We start from the raw sequence: 17,873 nt of genomic DNA, 5'->3' as shown, positions 1-17,873 counted from the left end.
AATAGCTGGTTTTTACGAATGGGGAGGGCTTTCCTCCCCATTTTTATTATGGCTTCATTTGGGCAATTTCCCCCTGAAGGGGCAGAATAGAGTTGCGCTGAACGTTATATTCCCCTAGAGGTCAAGCCTTCCGCTCCTTCATTGGGTGAGGATGCGGCAATCTGCTGGTTCAGGGGTACGTTATGGACGCACTTGCTCGACTGGGGATGGAATCGGACCTTCCGAGAGATATCCAGAACACTGAAGCAATCGATACGGTCTTTGAGGACTGTAAGGACTTTTTCATCAAGCGTGATGGTATCACCTACGCAGGGAACCATCTTCTCATTGATTTCTGGAATGCCAGAAATCTGGATGACCCCGATCAGATCGACGCCACTCTGAGGCGTGCTGCCGAGGCAGCCGGGGCGACCATTCTCCACGGTCATTTCCACCATTTCACACCTAACGGTGGTGTGTCTGGTGTGCTGGTTCTGGCTGAGAGCCATATTTCCATCCATACATGGCCTGAGCGTCATTTCGCCGCCGTTGACATCTTTATGTGCGGTGTGTGCGATCCCAACATGTCCGTCCCTGTCATGCAGGAGCTGTTTCAGGCGGGACGTGTGGAGATTGATGCTTTCAGACGTGGACGTGTCAGCGAGACACGGCATACGGGCCGGTAAGCTGGATCAGGAAGACCGGTTTTCTCCCTGATTTTTGATAGAAGCTGTTATTGTCCTGTTCGCTGGCCAGCGTTCATGCTGGGTGAGGGAGCGGGGGCAAGGGGCTGCGCATCATGCCATTCCCTCCATCGGGGGTATGGCTGACGCAGTTCCGTGATGAAGAAAGGATGCCGCCATGACATCTGGCACGTCTTCCGGGACCTGGTTCAACGAGGCCCTTTACCCCGACTGGGGCCAGCGTTTCAGAGTGGTGAAAGAGCTGGTCCACAAGAAATCACCGTTTCAGGACATCCGCATTTTCGAGAGCAGCAGCCACGGCCGTGTGCTGGTGCTGGATGGCATCGTGCAGATCACGGAACGGGATGAGTTCATCTATCAGGAGATGCTGGCCCATGTGCCACTCTTCATGCACCCGAACCCGAAACGTGTTCTCATCATCGGGGCCGGTGATGGCGGCGTGCTGCGCCGTGTTCTCCAGCATGAAACGGTCGAGAAGGCCGTCATGGTGGAGATTGATGGTGATGTGATCGAACTTTCCAAGCAGCATCTGCCCATGTTCGGCAAGGATGCGTGGAATGACCCACGGGCTGAGGTCATCGTCGGGGACGGGATTGATTACGTCAAGAAATCCGATGATGCGGCTTTTGATGTCATCATCGTGGACAGCACGGACCCGATCGGTGTGGGCGATGTCCTCTTTACGGATGATTTTTACGAGAACTGTGCCCGCATCCTTTCGGATGAGGGGATCATCGTCAACCAGTGTGGTGTCCCCTTCCAGCAGGCCGATGAGCTGCGGGAAACAACGGCCCGTCGTGCAAAGTTCTTCCCTCATGTCACGGCCTATCTGGCTGCCGTGCCGACCTATGTCGGTGGGTTCATGACACTGGGCATGGCCAAGAAGGGCACGCCGCCCCACAAGCCGGACGTGGCCGAACTGGCCCGCCGTGCGAAGGGTATTGAGGCAGGCTGCCAGTACTGGACGCCGGAGGTGCATGTTGCCTCTTTCAGCCTGCCTCCTTATATCGCCCAGAACCTCCCCCATTCGTGAGACCATAGAGAAGGAACCCCACCATGCGCCGGACAACAGTCGCAGACTTTCAGAAAATGAAGGACGAGGGCCGGCGGATCGCCATGCTCACGGTCTATGATTATGCCTCGGCCCTGATTGCCGAGCAGGCGGGCGTGCCGGTCATTCTGGTGGGGGATTCTCTGGGCATGGTCATGCAGGGGCGGGACACGACCCTGCCCGTGCGTGTGGAGGACATGATCTACCATGCCCGGATGGTCATGCGGGGCAGCCACAAGGCTCTCGTGGTGGTGGACCTGCCGTTCCTCTCCTACGCAACGGAACAGGATGCGGTGGATGCTGCCCGGCGTGTGATGCAGGAAGGTGGCGGGCAGGCCCTGAAGCTGGAAGGTGGGCGGGAGATTGCTCCGATCGTCCGTCGCCTGACGGAAATGGGTGTGCCTGTCATGGGGCATCTGGGGCTGACGCCACAGTCCCAGCATCAGATCGGCTTGCGGGCGCAGGCCAAGCAGGTGGCAGCCGCCCGGAAGCTGCTGGATGATGCCCGTGCGCTGGAAGAGGCCGGGGCCTTCGGCATCGTGCTGGAGGTCATCCCTGCCGAGCTGGCGGCTCTGGTTTCCGGAACAGTGAGCATTCCGACCATCGGGATCGGGGCGGGTCCGGGCTGTGACGGGCAGGTTCAGGTCTGGCACGACGTTCTGGGTCTCTTCGAGGGGAAATCACCCCGTCATGCCCATCGTTTTGCTGAAATTGGGGAACAGATGGTGGGGGCACTCTCCCACTATGTCCGGCAGGTTGAGGAAGGTTCCTTCCCGACCCAGGCACAGAGCGTGAGCATGAAGCCTGATGTTCTGGCCGCTCTGGAAGCAGAGAGCTGACCTGTTTCTGCCTTATCGGTGACGTAGACCGACAGTGACACTGCCGCAGCCCGGATTGTCAGGGGGGAATGAAGCTGGCAGATTGGCGGTTCCCCCTGTCTAGCAGGATGAAAACAGAATGACGGATGAGACATTGAAGCCCAGCCCCCTTCAGGCTCTTCATGAAGAGCTGAATGCCCAGATGGGGGGCTATGCGGGTTATGCACTGCCCGAGCATTACCCTTCCGGCATGGAAGTGGAGCATCTCCATACCCGCAAGCAGGCCGGACTGTTCGACATTTCCTTTCTGGGGCAGATTCGCATTCGTGCGAAAGAGGATGATCCCGCCGTTGCGGCAGAGGCCCTCGAAGCCCTCATGCCTCTGGATATCAAGGGGCTTGGCCCGAACCGGGTGCTGTATGGCCTGCTGACGACCGATCATGGTGGCATCCGTGATGACCTCGCCATTTCCCGCCAGGGGGATGATTTCCTTTTGGTGCTGAACGGTGAGAACAGGGAGGACAACGCAGATTATCTTGAGAATGCCCTCAGTGGTGACTGCAAGCTGGTCCGGGAATTTGACAGGGCCATGCTGTCCCTTCAGGGGCCATCTTCGGCAGAGGTTCTGTCCCGCATTCTGGATCATGCGACCATCACGAACATGCACTATCGGGACAGTCTCGAGATGCCGTGGGAAGGTGGCGTCCTCATCGTGTCCCGTTTCGGATATACGGGGATGGAAGGGTTTGACATCTCCATAGCGGCTGAACAGGCAGAAGCCTTTGCCCGCCGTCTCCTGAGTGAAGCTGAGGTTGAACCTGCCGGTCTGGAAACCCGCAACAGCCTGAGGATGGAAGCCGGGCTGTGCCTGTACGGGGTGGATATCGACCGGGCAACATCGCCCGTGGAGGCGGCTCTGGTGGGGAGCATCGCCACCTGCCGCCGTGCCGGTGGGGAGCGTGCGGGGGGGTACCCCGGTGCCGAGACGATTGAAGGGCAGATGGAGCATGGTGTCTATCGCCAGCGGGTTGGCCTGCGCCCTGAGGCGGATGTTCTGCTGGCCGGTGGTGTGGAACTGTTCTCGGATGAGGCCAGAACCGAGCAGGTGGGGCGTATCACCTCCGGCTGTTTCAGTCCGACGCTGCGGGCCATGATCGCAATGGGCTATGTCACGCCCTCCCATGCGGCAGAAGGGACAACATTGTTCGCTGTGGATGCGGATGGCCAGCCGCATACGGTCACCGTCACGGCCCTGCCATTCGTTCCCAAAACGGGGCACTGACTGGCAGGCCTGAGGTGATTTCATGATCTGTCCGTATGGGGGACAGATCATGGGGAAGTTTTCAGGACAGGGCTTTACATGGCCCTGTTTTTTGTTGAGGCTCGCTCTCATACTTGGGCTGAGACACGGCATGCCTGGTGCCTTTCCGGCAGGGAAGGGACGTGACGGGAACGTGTCTTGTCAAAGGCCGGTTTTTTGCTCAGCGTGATCCGTGCTGCTGAGCGTGGGAGCTCGAGGAGAGTCGAGATGAGTGAAGCCATCCATATTCTGGCAATTGCGACCATTTCAGAAAATAAGGCTGATCAGCTGGAGAAGGTGGTGCAGGTCTGTGCCGGTCATTCCCTGAAGGAAAAAGCCTGCAAGCGTTACGAGATTTCCCGTGATGCTGAGAAAAAAGGCCGCTTCACGGTCAGCGAAATCTGGGCCAGTCAGGCTGGATTTGAAGAGCATCTCGCCAGTGAGCATTTTGGAGAGCTGGCCAGCTTTGCCAGGGAACATGGGGCCGTGCTGGAAGTCATCCGTCAGCAGCCGTTACAGCCTACCTCGTAAGCTGAAATTAGGGAGAATCACCAATGGCTGATTATCGTCTGGGAATTGATTTTGGCGGCACGAAAATCGAGATTCTTGCGCTGGACCGTGGCGGCAAGGAAGTGCTGCGTGAGCGCATCCCGAACCCCGGTGTCTATGACAAGGCCATTGAGGCCATCCGGGACCTCGTGCTGAAGGCCGAAGATCAGATCGGCTGTGTTCCGGCTCATCGCATTACTGGCACGCAGCTGACTTCCACGCTGGGCATCGGCATTCCCGGTTCCCTGTCCCCGGAAACAGGGCTTGTCCGCAATTCCAACGCAACATGGCTGAATAACAATCCCTTCAAGCGTGATGTGGAAGAGAGCCTTGGCCGTCCTGTCCGGGTTGAGAATGATGCCAACTGTTTTGCCCTTTCCGAAGCGGCTGATGGTGCCGGTGCGGGATATTCAACCGTTCTGGGTGTGATCATCGGGACAGGCATGGGCGGTGGCATCGTGGCGAATGCCCGTGTCCTGTCCGGCCATCATCACATTGCAGGTGAGTGGGGGCATATTCCGCTGCCATGGGCCAAGCCGGAAGACATGCCCATGCGGAAATGTTTTTGTGGCAATGAGGGCTGTCAGGAGCGTTATCTCTGTGGTCCGGCTCTGGCTGCTGAGTGGAAGGGTGAAGGCAACCGCTCCCCGAACGGGATTGAGGATGCGGCCCGTAATGGAGATGAAGCGGCCATCCGTGCGCTTGACCTGTACATGGACCGTTTTGCCCGTGCCTGCGCTCTGGCTGTCAACTTCCTTGATCCGGACGTGATCGTGCTTGGTGGTGGCGTGTCCAATCTGCCCAGCATTTATGAGCGTGTGCCCAAGATTCTGCCCCGCTATGTGATTACCTCTCCCTGCACGACGCCCATCGTGCAGAACCGTCATGGTGACAGCTCCGGCGTGCGTGGTGCTGCCTGGCTGTGGGATGTGGCAGAAAGTGGTGTACCCAAACAGCATGGCTGATGGGACAGGCTCCCTCTCCTCATGGGGAGGGAGCTGATCCTTATGAAAAAACCGCCTGCTCTTCCAGGAAGGGCAGGCGGTTTTTTTGTATGGTCTCTTTCCCGTTTTCCGGCTTCCCTGCGGAATAGGGAAGCCGGAAACAGTCCGGACAGGATCAGACGGAATAGTACATCTCGAACTCGACCGGGTGCGGTGTATGCTCGAAGCGGTACACTTCCTGCATCTTGAGCGTGATGTAGCTCTCGATCTGATCTTTGGTGAAGACATCCCCTTCCAGCAGGAAGGCATGATCCGTCTTCAGGGCTTCCAGAGCTTCACGCAGGGAGCCGCAGACGGTCGGGATCATGTTCAGCTCTTCCGGCGGCAGCTCGTACAGGTCCTTGTCCATGGCTTCACCCGGGTGGATCTTGTTGCGGATGCCGTCCAGACCAGCCATCAGCATGGCACTGAAAGCAAGGTAAGGGTTGGCTGTCGGGTCGGGGAAGCGGACCTCGACACGTTTTGCCTTCGGGCTGGTGGCGTGCGGGATACGACAGGAGGCAGAGCGGTTGGCGGATGAGTAGGCCAGCAGCACGGGGGCTTCAAAACCCGGGATCAGACGCTTGTAGGAGTTGGTGGACGGGTTGGTGAAGGCGTTCAGTGCTTTGGCGTGCTTGATGATGCCACCGATATAGTACAGGGCTTCATCAGAGAGGTCAGCATAGCGTTTGCCCGCGAAGAGCGGCTTGCCGTCCTTCCAGACGGACTGATGCACATGCATGCCTGTGCCGTTATCGCCATAGATCGGCTTTGGCATGAAGGTTGCCGTCTTGCCGTAGGAATGGGCAACGTTATGCACGCAGTATTTGTAAATCTGCATGAAGTCGGCAGATTTCACCAGTGTGGCAAATGCCGTGCCCAGCTCGTGCTGGCTGCGGGCCACTTCATGGTGGTGTTTCTCGATCGGCAGGCCCATCTCGCCCATGGTGGCAAGCATTTCGGCACGCAGGTCATGTTCGCTGTCCACCGGGGGGACGGGGAAGTAACCACCCTTGCGGGCCGGGCGGTGGCCCATGTTGCCTTCCGGATATTCCTTCATGGAGGCTTCCGGCCCCTCGATGCTGTCGAGATGGTAGGTGCCGTAATTCTCGCCCGTGCCAAAGCGGACACTGTCGAAGATGAAGAATTCAGCTTCCGGGCCGAAGAAGGCCGTGTCACCTAGGCCGCTCTTCTTCAAGTAGGCTTCAGCCTGCTTGGCAGTCGCACGGGGGTCACGGTTGTAATAGCCGCCCGTTCTGGGGTCGATGATGTCACAGATGAGGATGAGCTGCGGGCGGGCGGAGAAAGGGTCAACCACGGCTGTTTCCGGGTCCGGCAGGAGGACCATGTCGGACTCGTTGATGGCTTTCCAGCCTTGGATGGAAGACCCGTCGAACATGAAGCCTTCCGTGAAGGTGTCATCTTCGATGGTACGGACGGTCTGGGTGGTGTGCTGCCATTTGCCCTTCGTGTCGGTGAAGCGGAGGTCAACAAATTCGATGCCATGCTCTTCGATCAGCTCAAACACGCGCTGGACGGCGGCTTTCTGAGGGGAAGGGCGTTGTGCGGAAGGAGAGGAAACTGCTTTTTTTGCCATGGCTGCATGCCTCGCATTTTTTGAACTGATAGCAAAACGATTAGGGGACAATCGGTCTTCTGTCGAGTGCTTGCTCATAAACTTCATTTTATGAGACAGTGCCGTTTCAGTTCCTTATACTTCTCGGCTCCTGAGCCGATTGGAAAAATCCATCTGGTGGTCATGTCTGAGTCTTCCCTGACGAAAATTTCTGATTCCCTGTTTTTCCACGACGCTCTGCCGTGGACTCATGATGATGTGGAGCGTCAGCTTGCCCGGAGCCTGTCCGGCATGGATGATGGCGAACTGTTTCTGGAATATCGGGAAGAAGAGACGCTGGGGCTGGAGAATGGCCTTCTGCGGAATGCCGGTTTCAACCGGTCCTCGGGTTTTGGCCTGCGGGGCGTGCTGGGCAGCCAGACCATCTTTGCTCATTCTGACCTTCTGGGCATGGAGGCACTCCTGCGGGCGGGCGAAGGGCTGGACAGTGCGGAACGCACGGGTTTGAAGCCTGACCAGAAGCCTCAGTCTCACTCGGTGGAAGGACGTTCCGCCCTCTATGGTGCCGGGCATCCTGTGGAGGGCAGTGACTTTTCCCGACGTGTTGCCCTGCTGGGTGAAATTGATGCCTATGGCCGGGGGCTGGATCGCCGTGTCGTGCAGGTCAATGCCACGCTCAATACGCAGTGGCAGGTTGTGCGTATTCTGCGGCCTTTCTGTTTCCAGGGCGAACAGGCTGGCCCTCTGGTGGATGTCCGCCCTCTGGTGCGGCTCGATGTTTCAGTCGTGGTCGAGCAGGACGGGCGACGGGAAAGTGGCCGTGCCGGACAGGGGGGACGGTATGTCCTGTCCCGTCTGATGGAAGCTTCATGCTGGCAGGCCATGACGCAGGAGGCCCTGCGGCAGGCTCTGGTCAATCTGGACGCCGTGGCGGCCCCGGCTGGAGAGATGCCGGTCGTGCTGGGGGCCGGCTGGCCGGGCATTCTGCTGCATGAGGCCGTCGGTCACGGGCTGGAAGGGGATTTCAACCGGAAGGGGACGTCCGTTTTCTCCGGCTGTGTCGGCAGGCGCATTGCTGCACCGGGCGTGACGGTGCTGGATGATGGCACATTGCCGGAACGTCGTGGCTCCCTGAACATGGATGATGAGGGAACGCCCACCAGCCGGACCGTGCTGATTGAGGACGGCATTCTGCAGGGCTACATGCAGGACCGTCTGAATGCCCGCCTGACAGGGGTGGCCCCGACGGGGAATGGGCGGCGGCAGTCTTACGCTCATGCGCCGATGCCTCGCATGACCAATACCGTCATGGCTGGTGGGAACGCATCGGAAGAAGAGATGGTCCGCTCCATAAAGAAAGGCCTTTATGCCCGTAATTTCGGTGGCGGGCAGGTCGACATCACGTCCGGCAAGTTCGTCTTCGCAGCCTCGGAGGCCTATCTGATCGAGGATGGGCGGGTCACGGCTCCCGTCCGTGGAGCCACCCTGATCGGTAGCGGGTCTGACGTGATGGAGCAGATCAGCATGATCGGTCCCACCATGGAACTGGACCCCGGCATAGGGACATGCGGCAAGGCCGGGCAGGGTGTTCCCGTGGGTGTAGGGCAGCCGATGCTGAAAGTCAGCGGATTGACGGTCGGCGGTACGGCTTCATGAAAATCATGTAAAAACAGCTAGTTGTTTCATCGTTTCCGGGAGCGTTTCGGATAGATAAAACAAATGGAATATGTTTCAGATATAAATAATTTTTCACTTCGCTATTGCAAAATATCTTTTTGCTGTCGTAATATTTTTTTATCGCAGCAATGAAAGATGGTTCACCGTGATGAAGAAGTCCGTGCGTTATGCAGCCCTTCTGTCCAGCCTTTTTGCAGGTACTTATGGTGTCTCTGCAAAGCTATACGCCGCGGATGCCGCCATTGCTGCCAACGCCGGTTCCCAGACAGATGACAAATCTGTCAAAAAAACGGGCAAGGCCGCACAGCCTGCCAAGGCCACTGCAATGAGCGGTACGGCCTCTCATGAGGCGGCAGCGCAGCAGCCGGTCGTCTCCATTGCGGAAAAACCAGGCCCGAAACCCTTGCCGGAACAGTGGTACACGGGGTCTCTCTATTCGCCTTCACCAGCACTGCCGACACCGGGCATGATTGCGGTGGAACCTTACGTTGCTGCTGGCCTGCCCGCAGGAGCGTTTGATTCCAACGGGCATCTCAACACGATGAAGGGTGCGGGTGGGCAGCATTCCATTTCCCAGTTCTCACTGGCGAAATATGGGATCACGAACCATCTCTCCATCTATCTGCTGCCGACATACAGCTATAGCTGGGGAAACCACACCAAACATTCCGGTCTGAAGTTCAATGACCTTCCGGTGGAGTTCCAGTACCGGCTGACGCCTCATTATACGCCATCCATCACGCTCTATTTTGGTGTGAATACGCCAACGGGTGACTATAAGAACCTCTCCAATGCTTCGGAAGGCGTTGGTCAGGGCGTCTGGGCACTCCGTTATGGTGTGCATAGCCAGTTTGCACTGCCGTTCTTCAAACATGCCATGCGTATCCGCCTCTGGGCGCAGGTCCGTCACCCTGTTGCCAGCACGAAGTTGCGGAACATCACCAGCTATGGAACGGAGAAAGGCTTTGTCGGGCGGGGCCATGCTGGTCCTTACGGGAATGATGGTGGCTCCGTGGAGCTGGGCATCACCAAGAAATGGGTTTTTGCGCTGGACCTGTACCACACCTGGTCTTCATCCAATTCGGTCAATGGGTATAACCGGTATTCGAAACAGTATATCCATTCCCGTACGGGCTGGTCCGGTGCTTTCAATGTCGGTCCTGGGATCGAATATAACTGGACATCAAGTGTCGGCGGGATTGTCGGTGTGATCCTGCCGGTAGCCGGGCATAACACGTCCCGTTCGATTTCCCCGCAGGCCGCCGTGTTTGCCGTGTTCTGACCGGTCTGCCTTGTGGCGCAGAAGAAAACCCTCGTCCTGAAGAGGCGGGGGTTTTTTCGTGTCAGCCCTGGACCTGGGACAGGAAGACCGTTCTGAAAATGGTTTTCAGGATGAAAGGAGCACCATACTGGATGGCCAGCAGCAGGATGAGAGGAGAAAAGTCCATCATTCCTGTTGGCGGCAGAATATTGCGGATGGGCTGAAGCACAGGCTCCACCAGTCTGGCCAGAATTTCGACAAGGCTCTGGATGAAACGGTTGGAGTTCGGGTTTACGACGCCAAAACTGATGGCCATGGTCGTCAGACAGTAGGCGAGGATGATCCATGTATAGATATCCAGAAGCACCATGAGCAGGTTCGTGATCTGGAGATAGATGAGAGCGGCATGCACAGGCAGGTATCCTTCCTGATGGCGTGAGACAACGCAGTCCGACACATGTAACAATCTTCCACGCAGCTGGCGAGTTTAATTGCAGCCCGCTTGACAGGCCCTGCCGCTCGTGATGTTCTGGCGGCCGAAGATTGTGGGGCTATAGCTCAGTTGGGAGAGCGCCTCGTTCGCAATGAGGAGGTCAGGGGTTCGACTCCCCTTAGCTCCACCATGATTTCTCTAGAAAATACCGGTCGTCCGGGCTGTTCTTCCCTATGGGGCGGCGGGTATGTTTTTGTGGACATGAGGGTGCCACAGGATCATCCCGGGGTGATCCTGTGGGTGTTTCTCATGACCTTAATGGGAATCATGATGGTTTCTATATTTATCCAGCCCAGTGGGAGCAGCGGATGATGGAGCAGAAATTGCCCCTGTGGAAATGAGGGTCCTTGTCAGCGAGGACATCGGCTTTGACATTGCCGAAGGTCGTCTCGGGCTTGTGTTTGATACCATTATAGAAGCTCTGGATGATGTCTTCCTTGAAGGCTGGAGTCCGTGGGAAGGCGGAAATGACGGCTTCCCGGATGTCATCCGGATAGTCCTGATAGGCCAGACCCAATACATCCATTTCAACACCTGCTGTAGTCAGGGCGATGATGGGGTGCATGAACTGGGGAATGCCCGGTGTGGTGTGCAGGGCGATGCCGGTCCAGACTTTTTCTATGTCCGAGGGGTCGATGTGGTGGCTTTGCAGAAACGCCTTGGCGGCATTGGCCCCATCTATTTCAAAGCGGAGGTCCGGGCTGCTGTGTGAGTGCATGAGGCCGATATCATGAAACATGGTGGCGGCATAAAGCAGTTCGGCATTGAAGGTCAGGCCACGGTTTTGTCCGGCTAGGGCGGCAAAGAAATAAACGCGGCTTGAATGGTTGAAGAGAAGTTCTGTTTCCGTATCACGGATGAATTCCGTAATGGCGCGTGCCAGGGCGGAATCAGGAATGCTGACGCCTGAAATGGGGGAGGGCAAGGTGGCTGTCATGATGATGGCCTTTTTACCTGTCTGTGATGAATGATGCTGCTGACAGTCGGATGGTTGGTTGTGATCATCTCTGGCTGTGAGCATGTTCAATTTATCGGCGTAAACCGGGTAGAGCGGCAATCATGAATGGCGCAGGAAAACGGCCAGACAGGCACGATATTCTGCCGTAAGGAGTTAGGTCTGGTACCTGATGGAAGGAGGGGCATTTATGACCCGCAGAAAAGTGGTGCTGGTTCTTCAGGAAGGCATACAGGCGTTGGATGTTGCAGGTCCGCTGGATGTGTTTGCTGAAGCCAATGCCCGTCTACCCGCATGTGAGCATTATGACTGTTGCCTGACGGGTCATCACACTGCGCCCATGCAGGCATCAAACGGCCTGCTGTTTTCAGCACACATGACATTTGAGCAGGCCTCGGACGCAGCACATACGGTTCTTGTTCCTGGTGGCCCTAGTCTGTTTGAATCTTCCGGGGACAGAAAGGTATCAGCTTGGTTGCGGGAAGCATGTGGCGGGGCCGCACGGTATGGTTCCATCTGTACGGGGGCTTTCACGCTGGGATGGGCCGGTCTGCTTGATGGGCGGACTGTCACAACACATTGGCAGCATGCTGAGCAGCTGGCTCGACTTTTTCCCAGGGCTGATGTTCAGCCGGACAGGATTCATGTCAGGGATGGACGGCTGGTGACATCCGCAGGTGTGACGGCAGGGATTGATCTGGCTCTTGCTCTGGTAAGGGAGGATCATGGTTCAGCCGTGGCTCTGGCCTGTGCGAAGCGGCTGGTCGTTGTGGCGCAGCGACAGGGGGGACAGTCACAGTTCAGTCCGCTGCTTATGTCAGGAACAGCTCATGATTCGCCTCTTGGCAGTGTGCAGGCCTATGTTACAGCCCATCTGACAGAAGCCTTCCCTGTGCAGCGTCTTGCTGCCATTGCGGGCCTTAGTGTGCGTAGTCTGGCCCGCCTGTTTGTGAAGGAGTTGGGGTGTACGCCTCATGATTATGTGGAGGCTGTCCGCATTGATCACGCCCGCAATCTGCTGGAAGCAACAGACGATGCCATCAAGGCTGTCGCTTTTGATTGTGGCTTTACCAGTCCGGCGCAGATGAGGGCTGTTTTCCGGAAGAAGCTTGGTGTCAGTCCTGTACAGTATCGGTCATCTTTTCACTACTGGAGTTGATTTGATGAGGCTGCTGGTTTCCAGACAGCCGAGGGTGCGGAGACGTGGCGTGTGGCGTCACCGGGGAAATGACGATTAAATGGGTACTGGGACTGTAAAGGATTCTGATGCCCTGACAGTTCGGCTGTTCTTCACAGATGGTTGAATGTGCCAGGATATGTGGCGATTTTATGCCGAAGATGATGAGGTCAGGGAAGTGACCCGCCCTAGCTCCATCATGATATTCCCTGAACATGGCCTGAGGGCATTATCCGACCACTTTATGGAGGGTTCTGCTTCTCTCTATTTCTTCAAGCTGGTTCATGTAGTGTTTCATGACGGATGCCTTATCATGATTTCCCCAGAAATGGACGAAGCCTTTCTTTGAATAAGGGTCAAAGGGGTCATTGGAGATGAAGTTCGCATATTTGGTCAGGATGGTATAATTGACTAGACCAAGCTTGACGGCCATGTAGTTGAAAACTTCCTGATCGGCCCAGTGGCAGAAGTTCCGTCCGTATTTTGTCCCGACATTGCGTATGGTTCTACGGACCAGCCTGATGAAATTGTATGTTTCCGGGGCTTCGGTATTGGGGAAGATGATGGTGCCGCCATTCAGGCCCACGGCATAGGTGCCGACAGACAGGCCATCCAGCTGGATCAGGCTGGACCCGACAGAAGGCTGCGTCCTGAGAGGGGACTGCCTCTCAAAAGGAGCGCAGATTTCTTCAGAGAGCAGGGCATCCTTCAGCATCACGTTCAGGTCGTTGTCAAAGATGATGTCGGGATCGAGATAGAGAAGCGGCTGATGGCCTTTGTAAATGGCTTTGTCCAGAACATAGTATTTTGAGCAGACATACCCGACAAAATCGGATGGATGCAGCGTGTCTATGTCGAGACGGCTGGTGTCATGGTCGCCGCAAAGCTCCTGAATGTATGTCAGGCTTTTGTCAGTCATGACAACGATCTTGCCGGTATAGTTGCCAAACCGGCGGATGGATGTGATGCAGAGTTTCAGCTGCTTCAGGACCGCTTCACTGGAAAAGGCCGTGATATAGATGACGGGAGAATATAGGAGGAATATCTCGGGCTTCCAGTTGTCGTGAAAAAGGATTGTCCTGTATTTCCCAAAGTCATTCACCTGCTGGGAACGAATGTCGATCAGGAAGCCGCCAATTCTTATCAGGAAATCATCAAGATACTGGATATGCTCAACATCCAGCGTCTCACCTGTCCGCTTGGATATCCACTGATTGTCCGTGAGGTATGTCAGACGTTTGATGAATTCATCATCAATGAAGATGGATGCCTCCCAGGGTGACACGGTGTCTCTGGAAAATCTGAAAGTATTGGATTCACTGCACAGATGCTAGCCAGCTTCATTCTTTATGGAATAGTCGGAACGGTCTTTTTCATACGTGATGGTGACAGGACCAAGGTTTCTGATGGTCTGCTGAAAGCTTTTTATGCGGGTTTCCGGAAAGAAATAGATGTCCTCTTCATTCGTCAGATGGTCCTATATGCCATAGACACTGACAACGTCTGCCCTGTTGATCCAGAACAGGGACCTGCCGTAAAAACCCCGCTCCGCATTTCAATGGATAACCTTTGAACGGACGTCAAGAATGTGCATGGACAGGCCCGGAAAGACGCGAAATCAGTATCTTTCAAGGATAAGGCAGATATTACCAGATAACAAATTTTAAATTAACACAATCAGCCAAGTGTTTAATAAAGTATTAACGCCGTATTAGCCTGTGCTTCTGTTCTGGGACATGGAAGCACAGACGGTCATGCTGGCAGAGTTTACGGTGTTACCGGGATGGATTTGGAAATCTGTGTCGCCAGCTGCATCACAAGGTTACGCATCAGGGCTGCCGTATCGGCATCTGTTTTGACAGGGCCTTTGGCTACCAGATGGACGATGTTGCGGAGAAGCGGTTTATGCCTGTCCCGGGGAACGATGGCCCAGTGTGCATTGAGGATGGCGTGGCCGCTGATGTCTACGTCAAACTCGGAAATGGCAATCATGACCTGCATGTCAGCCGATTGTGCCAGAGGCTGGTCTGTGAAAAGGGCATTACGCTGGGTTGCTGCAACTTCGTTGGTGATGAGGTCGGTGACACCGAGAGAGAGGCGGGAGGCCCAGCGAGAGTTGGGGCTGCGGCGGATTTCTTCACCCTGACGGGTGATGATGTCCTGACAGTCCAGATAGTCTGGCATGACAACCCTGTTGACCTGCACGACAGTGGTCTGCGGGGACACCTGTAACGATTTTGTATCGGTATGGAGCGGAATGCCGAGTGTATAGATGTACAGCTGGGGTGAAGCACAGCCTGCTAGCAGGCCGCAGCCTCCCAGAAGGGCCAGAGCAGTGCGTCGGAAAAGAAATATCATGGACGGCGTCCCATAAGGAGAAGTTGCGGATTGCGTTCCACGTCGCTGGCGAAACCACGGAGAGATGATGCTGTGGCGGCAATGTCGCGCAGCGCGGCATCAAGATTGGCACGATCAACAGAACGGGCGGAGAGAATGTCCTGGAGGGCTTCCAGTGTCTGTGATGCAGAGGCAAGCGTTACATGCAGGTCCTTGCCACGCATGTCGAGCTGGCTGGTCCCCGTGTCGAGAAGCCTGTTCATTTTCCCCAGTGTCTGGTCCAGCCGCACCTGAAGGTCCCGGATGGCCGTTGTGGCGGCCTGTATCGTTTCCTGGGACTGATCGGAGGTTTTCTTCATGCTTTCGATCAGGCTGGGCAGTTCCTGATGGAGGTTGTCGCTCAGGGAAGTGATGGAAAGCAGGGCCTCGTCAGCATGCTGGCTGATGTCCTTGAGGGGAATATGCTCCAGCGTGTTTTTCAGCTTCTCCATGGTGGAGAGCCGGACGGGGATTTCCGGCAGGCTGGTGATGCGGGGGTGCAAGCTGGCCGGAACGGACCTGTCGAAATCCAGCTCGATGTCAGACTGGCCCGTTACGAGGCTCTGCAGGTTCAGTCCGGCACGGAGACCATTATTGATCATCTGCTGGAGGCTGACCTCCCTCTCGCCAGACGCATCAGGGACGACATGAATCTGCCCCGTTTGCAGGGAAATGATGACGGGGATATAGGCTCGTCTGTCTTGCGGGTCGAAATGTAGCGTGATGCTCTTGACAGAACCAACCTTTACCCCGCGGAAATTGACAGGCGCACCGATGGACAGGCCGGAAATCGAGTTCTGGAACACGACGGCGACATCCCGTGTCTTGGAGAAGAAACGGAGATGGCCAAAAGCCATGACGACAAACAGGAGGAGTACGCCTCCAATGACGACGAAGGCACCTATCTGTGTTTTTTTGCTGGTGTTTTCAGACATGCTGTTCGGCCTTCTGTTCTGTCTGGGAAGGGATAGAGGCAGAGCGGTGCATGAAGGCTGTCACCTCTGGCAGGGTACAGCTGTCATGTAGGTCACGGGGGGACCCGTGGGCGATGGGCTGGTGCGTGATGGCATCCAGAAAAATGCCGTCATCAGCAATGGTGAACAGGCTGGGCAGTTCATGGCTGACGATGATGATGGTCGCCCCCAGCCCGTCCCGGAGGGTGAGGATCAGGTCATCCAGTCGGGCGGAGGTGATCGGGTCCAGACCGGCGGACGGCTCATCAAAGAAGAGGATGTCAGGTTCAAGTGCGATCGCACGGGCAAGGCCCGCACGCTTGCGCATGCCGCCTGAAATCTCGAAGGGAAAGAGATCAATGGCATGTTCCATGCCCACAAGGCCAAGTTTCAGGCGGACCAGCTGTTCGATGGCATCAGGCTTGAGGTCCGTGAACATCTCGAGCGGCAGGGCGACATTCTCGCCTACGGTCATGGAACTCCACAGGGCACCACTCTGGAAGAGAACGCCATAGCGGCGGTTGATGGCTGTCCGGCGGACATCATCCTGCGCCCAGTAATCATCGCCGCCAACCATGATGCGGCCAGCCGTGGGGCGGAGAAGGCCGATCATGCTTCTCAGCAGGGTGCTTTTGCCACAGCCCGACCCGCCCATGACAGCAAAGATGGAGCCACGTTTCAGGTCGAATGACACGTTTTTCTGGATGATCTTGGGGCCGAAGGACAGCTGCAGATCACGGACGGCGATGAGGGTGTCTCTGTCAGGCATCATCAGATTCCAACGGCATTGGCGAGTACGGCAAAAACGGCATCCAGAGCGATGACCCCGACAATGCCAATCACGACGGCCCGTGTGGCGGCAATGCCGACATCAGCGGCACTCCGCCCCGCTTTCAGTCCGACCCGGCAGGCTGCCAGAGCGATGAATCCGGCAAAGAACAGGGCCTTGACGAAACCGAAAATGAACTGGCTCAGCTCGACACCATCAAAGGTGGTCAGCCAGTAGCCGATGGGAGATAGGTTCATCATGGTCATGGAAACGACAAAGCCGCCGAATATGGACACCATGGTGCCGTACAGATAGAGCAGCGGCATCATGATGACCAGCGACAGGATGGATGGCAGCAGGATGTACCCGGCTATGGGGATTCCGGTAACCTGAAGGGCGTCAATTTCTTCATTGCCCTGCATGGTGGAGATGCGGGCGGCATAGGCCCCGCCTGTCCGGCCTGCCATTATGATGGCGGTCATGATGGCGGAGATTTCACGGGCCGAGGCAATGCCAACCAGATTGGTCACATAGATTTCGGCAGCAAATTTTCGCAGTTCCAGCAGGCCGACGAAGGCAAGAATGGCCCCGACCAGAAAATTGACGATGCTGACGATGAGCAGGGCGGATGGACCAGCGTTCCAGATATCGACCAGCAGGTCCTTGAGGCGCATGGAGCTTCTGCCTCGGAGGCACTGGACAGCTCCCCGTCCCACTTCTGCAATCAAGGCGGCACAGGTGCCTGCTTCGCAGATGGCACTGGTGGTGGCACCCCCTATGCGGGCCAGAATGCCTTCCCGGTTCTGCTGATGGGGGGCTGGCGGGCTTGCCCGGTCAGGCAGCAGGGCCAGAAGACGCTGTGCCGAGGGGGGCAGGGCCTGACAGTCGAAAGAAAGCGATGCCCTGCCCGCAGCCTGTTTGACGCTCCAGATGAAAGAGATGAAGCTGGAGTCCCAGTCCCCAAGCGCATCGCTCCTGATGAAGAGTTTTCGCCCTGAGCCAGCCCGGACTGATGAGAGTGCATTGTCCTGAAACTGCATTTCATCGCTGGAAAGTGATTTCCATTCCCCTTTGAGAGTCAGGCAGACTCCTTCAGGCATATCCGTGATGGACCATGAAGGCGAAGAGGCTGATGAAGGGGCGGCGTGTCCCTGGATCATGGGCATAAGAACAGACTATGGCATGCCCTTGTCATGGGCCGAATGGAAATACGTAACATCATCACGCCTACAGAACAGACTAATGTGGCACC

Annotated in this window: 17 protein-coding genes and 1 tRNA gene; 10 read left to right on the top strand and 8 right to left on the bottom strand. The window is 56.4% G+C overall.

Going from position 1 to position 17,873, the window contains the following annotated elements; genetic code table 11:
• The first annotated feature begins 182 nt into the window (after nt 1-182).
• The 6 genes from speD to NQF87_RS05370 all read left to right on the top strand — a co-directional run bounded on the left by speD (nt 183) and on the right by NQF87_RS05370 (nt 5,366).
• Nucleotides 183-665: an adenosylmethionine decarboxylase gene (gene speD, locus NQF87_RS05395; RefSeq protein ID WP_182041405.1), complete on the top strand. Its 483-nt coding sequence runs from the start codon at nt 183-185 to the stop codon at nt 663-665.
• 175 nt (nt 666-840) lie between these two features.
• A complete protein-coding gene (speE, locus tag NQF87_RS05390; protein WP_266127408.1) occupies nt 841-1,716 on the top strand; it encodes a polyamine aminopropyltransferase in 876 nt (291 codons plus the stop codon).
• A 23-nt stretch (nt 1,717-1,739) separates the two neighbouring features.
• Complete coding sequence (panB, locus tag NQF87_RS05385) at nt 1,740-2,573, top strand: 3-methyl-2-oxobutanoate hydroxymethyltransferase (RefSeq protein WP_266127407.1); 834 nt, start codon at nt 1,740-1,742, stop codon at nt 2,571-2,573.
• 118 nt (nt 2,574-2,691) lie between these two features.
• Nucleotides 2,692-3,834, top strand: a complete 1,143-nt coding sequence (gene gcvT / locus NQF87_RS05380; RefSeq protein WP_266127406.1) for a glycine cleavage system aminomethyltransferase GcvT — start codon at nt 2,692-2,694, stop codon at nt 3,832-3,834.
• Between the two features lie 246 nt (nt 3,835-4,080).
• On the top strand, nt 4,081-4,383 hold the full coding sequence (locus NQF87_RS05375; protein WP_266127405.1) for a putative quinol monooxygenase: 303 nt from the start codon (nt 4,081-4,083) through the stop codon (nt 4,381-4,383).
• Nucleotides 4,384-4,406: 23 nt separating this feature from the next.
• Nucleotides 4,407-5,366 carry an ROK family protein gene (locus NQF87_RS05370; RefSeq protein WP_266127404.1) on the top strand — a complete coding sequence of 320 codons (960 nt, stop codon included), beginning with the start codon at nt 4,407-4,409 and terminating at the stop codon, nt 5,364-5,366.
• A gap of 154 nt (nt 5,367-5,520) precedes the next feature.
• Here NQF87_RS05370 and glnA read toward each other — a convergent pair whose 3' ends face one another.
• Nucleotides 5,521-6,981 (bottom strand): type I glutamate--ammonia ligase, encoded by a 1,461-nt coding sequence (gene glnA, locus NQF87_RS05365; protein WP_266127403.1) that lies wholly within the window; start codon nt 6,979-6,981, stop codon nt 5,521-5,523.
• 162 nt (nt 6,982-7,143) lie between these two features.
• Between glnA and tldD the strand changes: the two genes are divergently transcribed.
• Together tldD and NQF87_RS05355 are read left to right on the top strand one after the other, a co-directional pair.
• Nucleotides 7,144-8,616: a metalloprotease TldD gene (tldD, locus tag NQF87_RS05360; RefSeq protein ID WP_266127402.1), complete on the top strand. Its 1,473-nt coding sequence runs from the start codon at nt 7,144-7,146 to the stop codon at nt 8,614-8,616.
• A gap of 169 nt (nt 8,617-8,785) precedes the next feature.
• On the top strand, nt 8,786-9,919 hold the full coding sequence (locus NQF87_RS05355) for a hypothetical protein (RefSeq protein WP_266127585.1): 1,134 nt from the start codon (nt 8,786-8,788) through the stop codon (nt 9,917-9,919).
• A gap of 61 nt (nt 9,920-9,980) precedes the next feature.
• Here NQF87_RS05355 and NQF87_RS05350 read toward each other — a convergent pair whose 3' ends face one another.
• Nucleotides 9,981-10,355, bottom strand: coding sequence for a YggT family protein (locus tag NQF87_RS05350; RefSeq protein ID WP_266127401.1), 375 nt, complete (start codon nt 10,353-10,355; stop codon nt 9,981-9,983).
• 90 nt (nt 10,356-10,445) lie between these two features.
• Here NQF87_RS05350 and NQF87_RS05345 point away from each other — a divergent pair.
• Nucleotides 10,446-10,521: transfer RNA gene (locus tag NQF87_RS05345), tRNA-Ala, on the top strand.
• 153 nt (nt 10,522-10,674) lie between these two features.
• On the opposite strand, the gene NQF87_RS05340 is transcribed toward NQF87_RS05345, so the two are convergent.
• Complete coding sequence (locus NQF87_RS05340; RefSeq protein WP_266127400.1) at nt 10,675-11,328, bottom strand: HD domain-containing protein; 654 nt, start codon at nt 11,326-11,328, stop codon at nt 10,675-10,677.
• Nucleotides 11,329-11,536: 208 nt separating this feature from the next.
• Between NQF87_RS05340 and NQF87_RS05335 the strand changes: the two genes are divergently transcribed.
• Nucleotides 11,537-12,505 carry a GlxA family transcriptional regulator gene (locus tag NQF87_RS05335; protein WP_266127399.1) on the top strand — a complete coding sequence of 323 codons (969 nt, stop codon included), beginning with the start codon at nt 11,537-11,539 and terminating at the stop codon, nt 12,503-12,505.
• A gap of 247 nt (nt 12,506-12,752) precedes the next feature.
• Here NQF87_RS05335 and NQF87_RS05330 read toward each other — a convergent pair whose 3' ends face one another.
• The 5 genes from NQF87_RS05330 to NQF87_RS05310 form a co-directional block, all read right to left on the bottom strand.
• Nucleotides 12,753-13,808: a hypothetical protein gene (locus tag NQF87_RS05330; protein ID WP_266127398.1), complete on the bottom strand. Its 1,056-nt coding sequence runs from the start codon at nt 13,806-13,808 to the stop codon at nt 12,753-12,755.
• 482 nt (nt 13,809-14,290) lie between these two features.
• Nucleotides 14,291-14,881, bottom strand: a complete 591-nt coding sequence (locus NQF87_RS05325) for a PqiC family protein (RefSeq protein WP_266127397.1) — start codon at nt 14,879-14,881, stop codon at nt 14,291-14,293.
• Entirely contained in the window at nt 14,878-15,834 is a 957-nt protein-coding gene (locus tag NQF87_RS05320) for an MlaD family protein (protein WP_266127396.1), read from the bottom strand. Before NQF87_RS05320 ends, NQF87_RS05325 begins: the two co-directional genes overlap by 4 nt.
• Nucleotides 15,827-16,624 (bottom strand): ABC transporter ATP-binding protein, encoded by a 798-nt coding sequence (locus tag NQF87_RS05315; RefSeq protein ID WP_266127395.1) that lies wholly within the window; start codon nt 16,622-16,624, stop codon nt 15,827-15,829. The genes NQF87_RS05320 and NQF87_RS05315 overlap by 8 nt, the downstream gene beginning before the upstream one ends.
• Nucleotides 16,624-17,787 (bottom strand): MlaE family ABC transporter permease, encoded by a 1,164-nt coding sequence (locus tag NQF87_RS05310; RefSeq protein WP_266127394.1) that lies wholly within the window; start codon nt 17,785-17,787, stop codon nt 16,624-16,626. Before NQF87_RS05310 ends, NQF87_RS05315 begins: the two co-directional genes overlap by 1 nt.
• Nucleotides 17,788-17,873: the final 86 nt, after the last annotated feature.

Origin of the sequence: Bombella dulcis (genome assembly GCF_026385505.1) — a bacterium.
GTDB lineage: Bacteria > Pseudomonadota > Alphaproteobacteria > Acetobacterales > Acetobacteraceae > Bombella > Bombella dulcis.
Note: the sequence above shows the minus strand (reverse complement) of the source record. Positions and strands in the feature narration are given on the sequence as shown.